We start from the raw sequence: 13741 nt of genomic DNA, 5'->3' as shown, positions 1-13741 counted from the left end.
AACACACTCGTTCATGCGGCTGCCCTACGTTCGACCTCGACGGTTACGTGTGCCAACTCATGAATATGAGCGAGCAGCGCCTTGTAATACGCAGGTTCTCGGGGTTCTTGGGCCATCAGCGAAACGATCGCCGCGAAATGGCCGGGGCCGACCTGCCACACATGAAGATCCGTGACCTCGCTGCCCGTGGGCGTGATCGCCTCTCGGATTTCCTCACGGACTTCCTCGCCCTCGGCTGCGGCATCGAGCAACACGCTGCCGGTGTCCCGGATTAGTCCCCATGACCAACGTGCAATGACCAACGCGCCGACCACACCCATGACGGGATCGGCCCACGTCCAGCCATAGCTGCTCCCCAGCACTAGCGCGACGATGGCCAGCACGGATGTCAGGGCATCGGCCATCACATGCAGGTAGGCCGCGCGCAGATTGTTGTCGCGGGCCTTGCCGGATTCATGGTGATCGTCGTGATGATCGTGGTCATGATGGTGGTGATGACCATGATGGGAATGGTCGTCCTTCAACAGCCAGGCGCAGACCAGATTGACGATCAATCCCACAATGGCCACCGCAAACGCCTGCGCGAAGTCGATATGGATGGGCTGGGTCAGGCGAACCAGGCTCTCCCAGCCGATCAGCAAGGCGATCAAAGCCAGCAACACTGCGCTGGCGAAGCCGGCCAGCTCGCCGAGCTTGCCCGTGCCGAAAGTGAAGCGCGGATTGCCTGCATGGCGGCGCGCGAAGCGGTACGCCAACGCGGCGATCAGCATTGCGCCGGCATGGGTGGACATATGCCAGCCGTCGGCCACCAGCGCCATCGAACCATAGATGGTGCCCGCAATGATCTCCACCAGCATCATGCTGGCGGTAAGCGCAATCACCAGCCACACCTTGCGCTCATTACGTCGATGGTCGCCGCCGAGGAAGAAATGATCGTGGCCCGATGCTTGAGGGCTAGTCGTAGTCATCCGCAAGTTCCTGTTGTTGTGTGAGGCTGCCGGGAGGCGGCAGGCTTATTTCATGTATGCGCGGATAACCTCGATCATTTCCTCGCCGCCCTGATGGCGCTCCTTGTCAGTCGCAGCGGCTAGGACGTGTTCGCGCAGGTAGTCTTCCATTACCTCTGCCGTCAAACCGCTGACTGCGCCACGCACGGAAGCGATCTGGCGCAACACCTCGACGCAAGCGGCCTCGGACTCCAAGGCGCGTTCGATGCCTTCCAACTGTCCTTTGATGCGACGGACACGGGCGATCAGCTTGTCTTTCTGGCGGGTGGTATGGGCCATAGCGGTATTTCAATATAGTCTAGGGGACTATATTACCGGAGCCGGGGCGTTCCGTCTGCATCAAGTGTCGGCGTGCGGCGCTCGCAAGCGCCAAAGCGGGACGGCCCACTGAATCGGCTGTTGGCGTCTGACACCGCGCGCGGCCACTGCCGCGCCCGGATTTTGCGTTTCACCGCGCCCAGGACGGAACCGCCTGGGCGCGGTGCTGAACGCGGTTATTCCTTCGTCTCGATGAGCCACCACACGGCACGCGGCAAGGCGCGGCCCGTGATGGGATGAATGTCGGTGAGGTCGGCGCAGGCCGTCCAGCCCGAGGGCGGGCGCTAGCCGCGCATGTCGCCATCGCCGTGCCAGCGGCGGGCGCGCACCGTGCCGTGGGCGTAGATTGCCGCCATGCGCGGGCGGCTGGTGGTGGTGTGGGTCATGGGGGCTTCTCCTTCCGGCGAAGCGCCCCGGTCGAGGCCGGGGCGCTTGCCTTCGGCGCGGGTCAAGCGGCCAGCGCCTCGGCGGGTTCATCCGCCACGGCCTCGGCATCCTCCGGGGCGTCCTGCGCCTGCGTTTCCGCCGGCGCAGCTTCCGGGCCTTCGGCCTTGAAGATGGCGGGCATCCAGCCCGTGCCATCGGCCAGCCGTTCGGCTTCGCTGGCAATGTCGGCCTTCTTGAGCTTCGCCAGTCGGGTGACGGATTCCGGTGCAAACGCGGCCACGGCATCCAGAATCACGGCCTTGGAAATGTGCTTGAAGTAGCCTTCTGCGGTCGGCTTCCACCATGCGGCCATGTCGAGGCCCACGGCCTGCGCCAGTTCCTCGCCGGGTTGCTGCACCGTGGCGCGAGGCGTCACCACGTCCACCGTGGAAGCCACGCACACGGCCAGCAGCCGCACCAGTTCGTCTTGCGATTTCGCCAGCAGCACGGCGAACAGTTCGGCGCTGTCCTCCGGCAAGGCTTCACCGGCCACCTGTTGCAGTTCGCGCAGCGCCACGGCGGCGGGCGATTCCGGCCAGTCCGGGGCCATGCCTTCCAGTCGGTCTTGCGTCGTGAGGCGCACGCCGAGCGGCAGGCCATCGCCGTAGGCGTCGGGCTGCAAGACGGTCTGCACCATGCCATGCACCAGCGCGGCCAGCGCGACGTGCGGATGCCGTGCGACTTCGATTTGCAGCGCCGCCGTGCGGTGGGCGCTCAACCGCTGCGCCAGCCGGTCGGACAGGCTCGCGGCCTTGGGCGCGTCGTCGGCGTCCTCGTGCTCGTCGTTGGCGGCTTCGCCTTCGGCACTGCCGAAACCGCGCCGCAGCTTTTCCAGCGTGCGCAGCGCCTTGGCCTCGGCTTCGCGCAGCAGGCCGCGATGCATGACGGCCTCGCCGTTGCGGTCGATGGTGACGATGGCACCGGCCACCTCGCGCACCTCGGGGGCATAGCCCTGCAAGGCATCCTCCGCGTCTTGCAGTTCCCCGACCACCTGATCGCGCCGCTGTTCCAGCTTCTCGGCCTTGGCCTCGTCCTCGGCGTCGCAGGCTTCTTCCAGTTCGGCGTCGATCTTTTCGAGGCGGGTTTCCAGCGAGGCGATGCGGCGGGCTTCGCGGGTGGTCGGCTCGCGACGATGGCGCGGGGCGTTCTGGAACGCCTGCCGTTCCTCGTAGGCCAGATGCGGCACGGCCTCCACCCATGCCCACCCCTCGGCGCGCACGTCCTCGGCCAGCGTTGCCAGCTTGTCGCGCACCAGCGTTTCCAGCACTGCGGTATCGGTGAGGTAGGTTCCGGCATCGCCTTCTGCGAACAGGTCGCGGCGGATGCCACCGCCTGCCTGCTGGTAGGTATCCAGCCCGACGAAGCGCACCAGCGCGTGCGTGGCGTCGATTTCGCGCTCGGTCAGGCGCTCGCGCAGCTTGGACGGGCTGCGCTGCCATTCCGGCGCACCATAGAACGCGGCTTCCTGCGCGGCGTGGTCGTCGGTGATGGTCAAGGCCATCAACTGTTCCAGCGTCACGCCACCGGCCCGGTAGTCGGCCATCAGGCGCGGCGAGACGTTCGCCAGCTTCAAGCGGCGCTGCACCACCAGCGGGGACACGCCGAAGTCGGCGGCAATGTCTTCGACGGGCCGGCCTTCCTTGACCAGCGCGGCGAAGGCCGCGAACTGGTCGGCGGGGTGCATGTTCTCGCGCTGCACGTTCTCCGCGAGGCTGACGGTGCGCGCGGACGCATCGGCCACCAGCAGGCACGGCACTTCGTAGTCGGCGGGGATGCGCTTCTTCTTCGCCAGCAGCTTCAAGGAGGTCAGGCGGCGGTCGCCTGCCACCACTTCGTAAGCCTCGCCATCGGTGGCAAGGATGACGATCAGGTTTTGCAGCAGGCCGATGCGGGCAATGCTCGCGGCCAGTTCGGGGATGGACTGGCGCGGGGTCGTGCGGACGTTGCGCTTGGAGCGGCGCGGCAACAGTTGCGACAGCGGAACCAAGATCAGGTTCTTGGTCGGGTCTGCCACTTCCAGCGGTGCGGCGGCTTCGATGGCGACGGTTTCGGTTTTGGGTACGGCGTTCATGGTGATAACTCCTTGCGGTTGGGATGCAGCAGCGAGAGAAGCGGCAAGGGCTGCTGCCTGCCCCTGCCGCGTGGGGATTCAGGCTTTCAACTGGCGCAGGCCATCGGCCAGCAGCCACAGGGCGCGATTGAGGCGCACGCTTTGGTCGATGCCCTGTACGGGCCGGGTGGTCTGGCGGCGGCCATTCGCGGCGCGGGCGGACAGGCCGCCTTTGGTCAAGTTCTCCTGCGTGCGGTTGAACACGCTCCACAGGTCGCGGCGGTCGTCGTCGTGGCGGCGCGGCATCAGGATTTGCGATTCCGTGATGGGCGCGGGCTTGTCCTCGTCGTACTTCAACGCCAGCGCAGCGCGGGCGAACACTTCCGATTCCCCGGCGTCGAGCGTGATGGCGCGCATAGCATCGCGGGATTCCTGCGCCCGGTCGAAGCCGTGCAGGACTTCGTAAGCGCCTTCGATGACGTGTCCGGCTACGTCGCCCTTGTGCGGCACGCGCACGTCGGCCACGGTGTCGCCGCAGACAAGGCCATTGCTGCAAACGAAGCGGAACATCCCGGCCAGCATCTGATAGCTGCTGGTGCCGTCATGGGAGTTCAGCAGGATGATTTCGTTGGCCTCGCGGCCGTTGATCTGGCTGGCGTGGCGCAGCCGGATCATGTGCTTGGTGTAGTCGCGGCGGTCGTCGTGGCGCACGCGGGTCTGCGTCACCATGAAAGGCTCGAAGCCTTCCCCGCGCAGTTCTTGCAACACCGTGGCAGTGGGGATGTAGCTGTACCGCTCGGAGCGGCTTTCGTGCGGGGCGTCCGCGAAGATGGACGGGGCCACGGCCCGGATTTGGTCGTCGGACAAGGGACGTTCCGAACGCAGCACCGGGGAACGGGAAGCGAAGCGGGATGCGAGTTGCATGGCATTTCTCCTGACAAAGAAAAAAGGTTTGCTGTTCACCGCACACCGGATTCCTAGATTCGGAGCCCAGCCTTTCGGCTGTTTGGTGCGGTCGGCACGAGGAACCCGGTTGGCCCTGTTGCCACCGTCTTTCCTGAGTTCATCGCCCGCGACGGTCAGGAGCGCGCGAACGGGTGCCGTCAAGGAGGCAAGCGCAGGGTTGGTGCGGCCCGCAGCGAAGCGAGGACACGGCCCTGCGCGCCTTGACGGCACACGGGCGCGGGCTACAGTCGCGGTGAAGGTGATGAAGTCAGGGGAGACGGCTGGACAAGGCAACGGCCATCCCACACGCCGACCGCACGGCAAGCGAAGCGCGCAGGCCCGAAGCTGGAAGCCGGGCCGGAGGCGTCAGCCGAGCGGAGCGAGGGAACGATGGAAGCCTGAAGGGGCGAGACGCTGCAGGCGGCTCGATGCGCAACGCGCACGACAGCGCGACCGGCCATGTTTCTTGGCCGGGGACGCACAGCATTCAATGCTCGATGCACAAGCTCATGCGCCAGTCACGGGGAAACAGGTTCGACAGCGACTGCTGCGGCCTGGCCGATCCGGCGCAGCCGGTTCGGCGGTCTTTGAGGGGCGCCAAGCATCGCGCGGCGGGGATAGCCCGCAGGGCTTTCCCCTGGAGGTAAGCGAAGCGCGCAGCGCCCCGGAAGGGCGCGAAGGCATCACGCCGAGTCGTCAGGACGCAGGCTGGATTCCGATACCGGCATCCACGGCGATGACGAGTCCAGCAGATAGCGCGCACCGCGCGCGTACAGACCCGACAGCCCGGTGGGCTGGTAGAACCCGGTGACGCGGCGCCGGAACTGTGCGCCGTATTCGTTGGTGTAGATCACCGCGTCGCCGATCTTGAAGCGCAAGGGCTGGCCGTTCTCCGGCGCGAACGGCTTGAGCGCATCGTGCTGTGCTGTGATTTCGATGATGTAGTCGTGATGGCTGCTCATGGCATTGATCTCCTTCGATAGTCGAGAAAGCACAAGGAGCGCCTTGCAGCGCTCCCACGGCCAGGTCAGACAGCGATCCGCCCGGCCAAGCGCGCATCGCGCGCATAGGCGCTCAACCGCTTCTCGGCGCGGAAAGACAGGTCGCGCTCAATCGGCAGGCCCAGCCCGCCCCGCACCGTCGCCAGTTCGCCCAGGCTGACCCAGCCGATTTCCGGCGCCCCCAGGCCCAGGTCGCAAAGACCAAAGGCGTGGTCGTGGTCATCGGGATCAATCTCGGTCAGCAGCCAGGTCGCGCCGGCGTCCGGCGTGAACAGCTTGACCACGGGGGCCGGATCGAAGTCCGGGTTCTCCAGCGATTCGCGGCCGTTGGCCAGCAGCACGATGCGCTGCTCGTCAGTGATGAGTGCGTTGTTCATGGTGAACTCCTGAAAGGATGCCGGGCGGAATTGCCCGACCCTTCCGGGGCACGGCGCAGCGCAAGCAGTCAGGGGTCAACGACGGCCGCCAGGACGCAAGCGCCATCGGCGCGCAGCCCTTGACGGCGAGAACGCCGTGGCACGATGAAGGGAACAGCAAGACCGCCTCCCTCACACCTCCACGCACCCCGGTTTCCAGCAAGTGCGCAGCACGCGCAGGCCCGCGAGGGCCGGAGTTGCGCTGCCGGGCGCAGCAAAAAGGGGGCCGAAGCCCCCAAGGATCAAAGCAGGCCGCGTTCGGCGAATGACGTGGTACGGCTCCCGGCGACGATGATGTGATCCAGCGTGCGAACGTCCACCAGCGCGAGCGCCTGCCGAAGCTGCGCGGTCATCGCCTTGTCGGCCGCGCTCGGCTCGGGGTTCCCGCTCGGATGGTTGTGCGAAACGATGACCGCCGCCGCATTGAGCCGCAGCGCCAGCTTGACCACCTCGCGCGGATGCACCTCGGCGGCGTCGATCGTGCCGTGGAACATCTCCACGTAGTCGATCAGCCGATGGCGCGTGTCGAGGAACAACACCGCGAATACTTCGTGCTCGAAGCCGGCCAGCTTGGCGCGCAGGTAGTCCTTGACCACCACCGGCGAAGTGAACTCGGCACCACGCTGCATCTTCTGTTCGATGACCTGGCGCGCGGCTTCCAGAATCTGGTCGGCGTCTGCCGGCCGATAGCGCCCACGGCCATCGCGCACCATCAGCGGGGTATCGAGAGAGAGGGTCAGTTGCGACATAATCGTGCTCCGGTTGCTCGGGCGGAATTGCCCGGAACCGGCGCCAGCACGGCGCAGCGCAAGCAGTCAGGGGTCGCAGACGGCCGCCAGGACGCAAGCGCGCATGGCGCGCGCCGCCCTTGACGGCGAGAACGCCGTGATACGGTGAAGGGAACAGCAAGACCGCCCATATCCGCCCACTGCACACAGTCGGCTTTTGGGGCAAGCGGAGCGCGCAGGCCCGAGAGGGCCGGAGGCGTCAGGGGTCAAAGCCGAATGGCCGCGATTCGGCACGAAGCGCGGGGCGCAGCCCGCGAACCCGACGGCGGCACGCCGGGACGCCCAGCTATTGCGGGAGCTTCCTGGGCTGCTTCGCCACACGCGACTCCAGCAGGCGCCGCGTGGTTTCCAGCTCCTTCTGCAACAGCTCGGCATCCGGCAGCACGGTGCGGTAGTTCGCCGCCATCACCTTCGTTGGCAAGCCCTCCAAGGCATACCGCGCCAGCGCGTGGCCCTTGTCGGCGCAGAGGATCAAACCCACAGGCGGGTTCTCATCGGGATAGGCCCAATGCTCCTTGGCGTAGTTGCAATACATGTGCATCTGGCCCACGTCCGCATGGGTCAGGCTGCCCAGCTTCAAGTCGATGATGACCAGGCAGCGCAGCCGCCGGTGGAAGAACAGCAGATCCACCCGATACCACGTCTGGTCGATGCGCAAGCGCCGCTGCCGCCCGACGAAGGTGAAGCCTTCGCCCAGCTCCAGCAGAAAATCCTCCAGCCGCTGGATCAGGGCTGCTTCCAGATCGGATTCCGAATACTCGTCCTTGAGATTCAGGAACTCCAGCACATACGGGTCTTTGATCGCATCATCCGGCCTGACGGCATCCTCCGGCTTCGGCGCCGCGCCCTTGACCAGCATCGCCGCCTTGTCCTTCGACAAGGCGGTGCGCTCGTAGAACTGGCTGCCGATCTGCCGGTCAAGCTGGCGCACGCTCCAGCCACCGCGCAGCGCCTCGGCCTCGTAGAACCGGCGGGCGTGCTCGTCCTTGACCGACAGCAGCCGCACGTAGGCCGACCACGGCAGCGTGAACACCTGCGCCAGCTCGCCCAGGGCCAATTTCCGAGACACTGTCTCGGATTTCTCGGCGGGCAGCCCGTCCCCCGATTTCCGAGACAGCGCCTCGGAAATCACCGGCCGGGGATAGGCGGCGAAGACCCGCCGCATGTTCTCCAGGTTGTCCGGGCTGAACCCGCGCCCGAAGCGCGCGGTCAGGTCGGCGGACAGCCGGGCAATCAACTGTTCGCCGTACCCTGCGCGCCGCTTGCCCTGTTGCTCGGCCTCCACGATGCGGCGGCCAATCTCCCAATAGCTGGCCGTCATCAGCGCATTGACGCTGCGCGCCGCCGCCTGGCGGGCGGCATCGAGCAGTTCCACGATGCCGCCGTGGATGCCGGCGTAGCCGGCAGGCACGGCAGCGCCTTTTACTGCTTTCGGCGTCCGGGCGCTCATGCCGTGGCCTCGTGGGGCGGGCGTTGCCGCGCCTTCGTGATGGTCTGGCGCCGGGTCGCCACCAGCTCGGCCGCCTGGCGCACAGGATCGTCCTCGGTGTGGACATAGCGCATGAACATCGCCACGGTCTTGTGCGCTGTCAGCGCCATGCCGACCTTGAGCGGCACGCCCGAATTGGCAATGTCCGTCGCCGAGCGGTGGCGGATGCCGTGGGTGCCCACCTTTGGCACACCGGCACGGTCAAGGATGCGCCGCCACGCCTGATAGTAGGAGTGGGGGCTTAGCGGCTTCTTGTGATCGAGGATCGCGGGGCAAACGTAGGGCGAATCGCCATAGTGGGGAGCACTCTCCAAAAGGCGGCGAGCCTCGGCGCTCAGGGGCTTGGACATATCGCCGGTCTTGCTGTCCGGCCAGACCACCCGGCCGTTGGGCAGGTCGAGCCAATCCCATTGCAACAGCAGGATTTCCGACATGCGCGCCGCGAACTCGAATTGCAGCCGGACGGCCAGCAGGTGGATGGGATGCTCCAAGCCCTCGGCCTCGGCCTTCTCCAGATAGGCGAACAGCTTGGTCATCTGGTCGTCGGTAATGAGCCGGGTCGAACCCTTTTCCGGGTACTTGGGCACATGGCGGCAGGGATTGGAGCCATCGGGCCGGTAGCCCCACAGTTCGGCCAGGTTGAACATCTTTCGGACGAGCGACAGCACGCGGTTGGCCTGGGTGGGCGACTTCTCCATGCGCTTCATCAGCGCGGTGATGTCGTTGCGCGTGACTTCATGAACCTTCTTGCTGCCAAAGGCCGGGATGACGAAGCTGTCAATCTGGTACTGGTAGCCGGCCTGCGTGCTGGGCTTGTTGTGCGGCTTGGAGTGGTCGTCCATGAACCGGCCGCACAGCTCCTTGACCGTTGGCGCCTTGCGGGCTTCGGCCTTGTCGAGTCCGGGATCGCCCCCGCGCCGGACTTCGGCCAGCCAGTCTTGCGCCAGCGATCGGGCCTGTTCGACCGTCAGCTCGCCGAACTGGCCGATTGCCGGCTTGCGCCGCACGCCGGAGTTCGTGCGGTACTGGACCATGAATACCTTGCGGCCGGTTGGTGTAACCTTGCACAAGAAGCCCGGAACGAGCGTATCCCGGAGTTCCACGTCGCAGGTTTGCGCCTGCGCCGTGTCAACGACGGACTTGGTGAGTTTGATCTTTGCCATGAGGTGCTCCTGAAAGGCCCCGATTCCAGGGGCCGGCTAGGAGCCAGGCGGAGGAGAACCGGGGCGGTTTGCATCGCGCACCGGGATATGATCGAAGGCATTGGTCTGGCGGAAAACCTGCTACAGCAAGCCACATCCAAGTCCAGCGTTAGCCCGGTGCGGATGCCATGCTCTGGCTTAAAATCCGCTTCCGTGAAGGAGTGCGGGTTCAAGTCCCGCCGTCCGCACCACTCTTCCTGACGGCATGCAAATTGCGACATCCCGCCCCGACCGGTTTCAGAATATCGGGGACGTGACATCATGGATGTGCAGGCGCGGGGTGCGGGCGGGTTGTCCGCCCAGCTTTACAGGCAGATAGGCAGCGCGGAACTGCTCGCGCGACAGACCGGGCAGGCGGCAGGATCTGCCGCACCCACGGCAGGATCTGCCGCCCCGGCGACGCCCCCGGCACAATCTGCCGGGCGGGCATCTTCTGCGGGATTGATGGCGCCGGCCGCGGGCGGGGCGAATGCCACCAGCCAGACGCTGTTCAATGCTCAGATGATCGGCCAGTCGGACGAGCCGGAACTGGCCGCGGCCGACGAGGCTGCGGAGACACCCGAGAGTGCAGGTGCGTCGTCCGGGGAGGTGACCGCCTCCGACGACGATAACGGCTGGTCGGCGGCGGAGCAGGCCTTCATGGATTTCATGTCCATGACCCCTGCCGAACGCTATCGCCAGATGTTCCTGGCCGATGAGGGCCTGACCGAGGAAGACCTGGCGGCGATGTCGCCCGAGGATCGGGCGAAGATCGAAACCAAGATCCGGGAGCGGATCGACGCGGCCGTCAAGGATCAGACGACCGAGGGCGTGGGTGACACGGCGTCCGCCGAGGCCGGCGCTGCACCGCAGGCGCCGGCAGCAGCGGGCGCGCCGACGCCGCCGCAGGTTGCCGGTGCTGATGCCGTACCGGGGACCGGTGCCCCGGGCGACGCCCTCGGTTTCGGTGACGGCAGCGACCTGGATGAGATGATCCGGCTCGCTACGCGGGCCTGATCGCGGGCCCGGCGCGGTTGTGGGCCAGACGCGGTTGAGGCCCTGGCGCGGTTGAAGCCCTGGCGCGGTTAATCGGGATGAGGCCGGGGGGCACCCTCGAACAGCTCGCCTTCTGCCCGGTCCAGATCCTCCAGCCCTTTGGCGAGGCTCGCGCCCCAGACCAGATGTGCCGCAATCATCAGCAGGTTGCGGCGCCAGGGATGGCGGGTGGCCGGTTTCAGGATCCGGGCGGCCGGGATCCAGCCCAGATAGCTGGCCGCCCACACGGCGACGCCATAGCCGGCCCCTGCCGCCAGCCCCCCCGCGGGCGCAGCAGGGCGAAGACCGCGCCCGAGGCGGCGCCGAAGGCGAAATGGGCGAGCAGGGTCTGGCGGCGCCGGGCCTGCTCGTCCTCGGTGCGGTCTGTGGTTCTGTCGACGATCTCACGCGGGGGCAGGGGGTAGCGGTCCTCTTCAGGCAACAGCGGTCGCATGCGGCGCATGGCGGCGGTCATCGCCACGGTGGCCATGACCCCGGCGATTGCACCGAGCAGGGGGGTGTCGAGACAGGGGGCTGACATCGGATCCTCCTCCCCCGTCACGCGCGGGCCGGGCGGCTGCGCCGGTGGCGCCCCGCCAGCCAGAGGCCCAGAACCAGCCCGCCCGCGGCCAGCGCCGCCATGCGCATCTGGCGTCCGGTGCCGGCGCTCTCCGCCCAGCCGCCATGAACGCCGTGGCTGTGCCGACTGGGGCCGAACACCGCCGGATCGCGGCGGTCGACGGCCCGCCGGTTGCGGGTCACCTGCGCCGCCCGGCCGAACCGCCCGGTCAGCCGGTCGGCCAGCCCCGGCATCAGCCGGTTCACAAGGCCGAGCCCGCGGGTGGCGCGGCCGACCCAGGCGGTCCGCCTGCGCCGGGTGACCGCCTCCCAGATCGCCTCTGCCACCGTCTCGGGCGGGTAGACCGGCGGTGTCGGGCGGGGGACGCCCTCGGCCAGGCGGGCCCCGGCATGGGCGAAGAAGGGGGTGTCGGTGGCGGGCGGATGCACCAGCGCCAGATGGATCCGGCTGCGGTCGTGGATCAGCTCGGTCCGCACCGCCTGGGTGAAGGCGGCGACGGCCGATTTGGCGGCGGCATAGGGCGCGAGCAGCGGCATCGGGCGCAGGGCGACCACGGAGCCGATATTGACGATCACCCCCTGGTTGCGGGGGCGCATGCGGGCGAGGGCGGTGCGGGTGCCGTTGACCACCCCCATATAGTCTACCTCGGTCACCCGCCGGAATTCCTCTTCCGCCACGTCTTCGAAGGGCGCGTAGAACCCGACCCCGGCATTGTTGATCCAGGCGTCGATCCGGCCATAGCGATCCTCAATCGCCGAGGCGGCGGCATCCAGGCCGCGGGCGTCGGAAACATCGGCCACGGCGGCCACCGCCTCGCCGCCCTCGCGCAGGATGTCGTCGCGCGCATCGGCAAGGCCGTCGGCGCTGCGGGCGATCAACCCCACCCGCCAGCCGCGGCGGGCGAACAGCAGCGCGGTGCAGCGCCCGATCCCCGATGATCCGCCGGTGATCACCACCACCGGGGCCGTCTGGTCCCGGTCGCCTGCCTGCGGATGCCGTGTCGTGGTCTCGCGCATGATCAACTCCGTCTGGTTCCGGAAGGACGGGCCAGCACAACCCGCTTCGGCCACAACCCGCCTCGGTACGGCCGGGTTCCGGTGGGACCGACGGTCGGCCGCTGCCGCTCTACCGATTCATAGTCTCCGATGCCTTCGCTTGGGGAGGCACCCCGCCGCTATGGGCTTGAGGTGCATCTGGCCCTGCTTGGGGCTGCCCCGGCTGCCTCCTGGATGATCGCCGGGCCGGGCGTGGATCTGACGGATCTGGTGCCGCATGCAGTGGCGGCCATGTACGAATCGGGCTCAAGAACGCCTCTTCGGTACCACGACGGGTAATGCCGGTCTGGTCGCACGCATGGTGCAGATGGTCGAGGCGGCGGGCGGCCGGCCCGCAGCGCCTGCAGAGATCCGGGCCGGGCTCGGTCTCGGCGACTGAGCCCGGTGGCCGTTGGGTCAGCGCAGCTCGATTTCGACGAAGGCGAAGGGTTCGTCGCCGTCATTGATCACATTGTGATCGGTGCCGGCCGTGCCGGTATAGGACGCGCCGAAAGACCGTTCCACCGTGCGGGCGGCGCCGTCCGGGCCTTCGATGCGCAGCCGGCCATTGGCCAGCGGCACGACCACATAGTCCAGATCGTGGCGATGCGATCCCGTCTCGGCGCCGGGGGCGAAGCTCCACAGCGTCACCCGCACCCGGTCGTCATCGACCTGAAGGGTGGGCACGGCCTGGGGGCGGGCGGGGGTGGTGGCGTCGGTCATGGTGGCTGGCACTCCCTGTCTGTCGCCCGTCCGGGTCTCTTCCGCCGGCCGGGCGCGTCTTCCGATCCGGCCAGCATACGACGGCGCGCCATCCCGCCGCATCTGCCGATCACGTCTCCGGATGAAGTGCCGCACTCAACACGGCGCGGATCAGCGGTTCCAGCCGCTCGCGCCGGTCATCGCCCACCAGATCGATCTTCAGCACCTGGCGGAACAGCACGATGCCGGTCATGCAGGCGGCAGCAAGGGCGGCGCGTTCTTCGATCGCTTCCGATGTCAGCGCCGGCCTGCCTGCGTCGCGCTGCACATCCGCGGTGCGCGCCGCGATCGGGCCGATCACGTCTTCCAGAATAAAGTCGCGCAGGATCGGCGCCGCCTGGGCGCTGGACAGCGACTGGACGACGATATCCATCGGGTCGACACGTCCGAACGTCCGGTCGAGCAGCGGGTCGAAAATCTCGCGGGCGAAGGCCTGCTCCGGCGGGTCGGTCTGTTCCTCGATGCTGGTGCGGGCCTGAAAGGCGGCGCGCACCACCTCGACGAACAGCTGCTCCTTGGATCCGAAGGCGCGGTGGACCATGGCGACGTCGATCTCGGCATCGGCTGCGATGTCGCGCAGCCTGGCGTCTTCATAAGGATGCCGGGCGAAGCGGATCATCGCAGCCTGCAGGATGCGTTGGCGTGTGGCAGCGGATGATCGCTGGGCGGGTTCCGGCATAAGGCGCCTCCTTCATGACGATGCCTGCGA

14 protein-coding genes, 1 tRNA gene and 1 pseudogene are annotated in these 13741 nt (G+C 67.3%); 2 read left to right on the top strand and 14 right to left on the bottom strand.

The annotated features are described in order from the left end of the window. Positions 1–11: 11 nt before the first annotated feature. From dmeF to CMO28_RS01285, 10 genes and pseudogenes are all read right to left on the bottom strand, one after another. A complete protein-coding gene (gene dmeF, locus CMO28_RS01330) occupies positions 12–968 on the bottom strand; it encodes a CDF family Co(II)/Ni(II) efflux transporter DmeF (RefSeq protein ID WP_026088573.1) in 957 nt (318 codons plus the stop codon). Positions 969–1013: 45 nt separating this feature from the next. Further along, positions 1014–1286 carry a metal/formaldehyde-sensitive transcriptional repressor gene (locus tag CMO28_RS01325; protein ID WP_017677016.1) on the bottom strand — a complete coding sequence of 91 codons (273 nt, stop codon included), beginning with the start codon at positions 1284–1286 and terminating at the stop codon, positions 1014–1016. 215 nt (positions 1287–1501) lie between these two features. After that, positions 1502–1711, bottom strand: a pseudogene (locus CMO28_RS01320) (hypothetical protein). Positions 1712–1773: 62 nt separating this feature from the next. After that, positions 1774–3822 (bottom strand): ParB/RepB/Spo0J family partition protein, encoded by a 2049-nt coding sequence (locus CMO28_RS01315; RefSeq protein ID WP_017677014.1) that lies wholly within the window; start codon positions 3820–3822, stop codon positions 1774–1776. A 78-nt stretch (positions 3823–3900) separates the two neighbouring features. Next, positions 3901–4725, bottom strand: coding sequence for a DUF932 domain-containing protein (locus CMO28_RS01310; protein WP_017677013.1), 825 nt, complete (start codon positions 4723–4725; stop codon positions 3901–3903). A 704-nt stretch (positions 4726–5429) separates the two neighbouring features. Then, on the bottom strand, positions 5430–5708 hold the full coding sequence (locus CMO28_RS01305) for a hypothetical protein (RefSeq protein ID WP_017677012.1): 279 nt from the start codon (positions 5706–5708) through the stop codon (positions 5430–5432). A gap of 65 nt (positions 5709–5773) precedes the next feature. Further along, a complete protein-coding gene (locus tag CMO28_RS01300) occupies positions 5774–6124 on the bottom strand; it encodes a DUF2958 domain-containing protein (RefSeq protein WP_017677011.1) in 351 nt (116 codons plus the stop codon). Positions 6125–6405: 281 nt separating this feature from the next. Then, a complete protein-coding gene (radC, locus tag CMO28_RS01295) occupies positions 6406–6912 on the bottom strand; it encodes a RadC family protein (RefSeq protein ID WP_017677010.1) in 507 nt (168 codons plus the stop codon). A gap of 325 nt (positions 6913–7237) precedes the next feature. Further along, entirely contained in the window at positions 7238–8401 is a 1164-nt protein-coding gene (locus CMO28_RS01290; protein ID WP_296708430.1) for a PDDEXK nuclease domain-containing protein, read from the bottom strand. After that, positions 8398–9603, bottom strand: a complete 1206-nt coding sequence (locus CMO28_RS01285) for a tyrosine-type recombinase/integrase (RefSeq protein ID WP_296708427.1) — start codon at positions 9601–9603, stop codon at positions 8398–8400. The genes CMO28_RS01290 and CMO28_RS01285 overlap by 4 nt, the downstream gene beginning before the upstream one ends. A 158-nt stretch (positions 9604–9761) precedes the next feature. On the opposite strand from CMO28_RS01285, the gene CMO28_RS01280 reads away from it, so the two are divergent. Both CMO28_RS01280 and CMO28_RS01275 read left to right on the top strand, forming a co-directional pair. Next, positions 9762–9833: transfer RNA gene (locus tag CMO28_RS01280), tRNA-Thr, on the top strand. 253 nt (positions 9834–10086) lie between these two features. Further along, positions 10087–10638 (top strand): hypothetical protein, encoded by a 552-nt coding sequence (locus CMO28_RS01275; protein ID WP_296708425.1) that lies wholly within the window; start codon positions 10087–10089, stop codon positions 10636–10638. A gap of 68 nt (positions 10639–10706) precedes the next feature. Here CMO28_RS01275 and CMO28_RS01270 read toward each other — a convergent pair whose 3' ends face one another. The 4 genes from CMO28_RS01270 to CMO28_RS01255 form a co-directional block, all read right to left on the bottom strand. Next, positions 10707–10904 (bottom strand): hypothetical protein, encoded by a 198-nt coding sequence (locus CMO28_RS01270; RefSeq protein WP_296708422.1) that lies wholly within the window; start codon positions 10902–10904, stop codon positions 10707–10709. Positions 10905–11214: 310 nt separating this feature from the next. After that, positions 11215–12252 (bottom strand): SDR family oxidoreductase, encoded by a 1038-nt coding sequence (locus CMO28_RS01265; protein WP_296708419.1) that lies wholly within the window; start codon positions 12250–12252, stop codon positions 11215–11217. 435 nt (positions 12253–12687) lie between these two features. Beyond that, positions 12688–12993, bottom strand: coding sequence for a cupin domain-containing protein (locus tag CMO28_RS01260; RefSeq protein ID WP_296708417.1), 306 nt, complete (start codon positions 12991–12993; stop codon positions 12688–12690). 109 nt (positions 12994–13102) lie between these two features. Beyond that, complete coding sequence (locus CMO28_RS01255) at positions 13103–13711, bottom strand: TetR/AcrR family transcriptional regulator (RefSeq protein WP_296708414.1); 609 nt, start codon at positions 13709–13711, stop codon at positions 13103–13105. Positions 13712–13741 lie beyond the last annotated feature (30 nt).

Source organism: Tistrella sp., assembly GCF_002684955.1.
In the GTDB taxonomy this organism is placed as follows: domain Bacteria; phylum Pseudomonadota; class Alphaproteobacteria; order Tistrellales; family Tistrellaceae; genus Tistrella; species Tistrella mobilis.
This window is presented reverse-complemented; position numbering and strand designations above follow the sequence as displayed.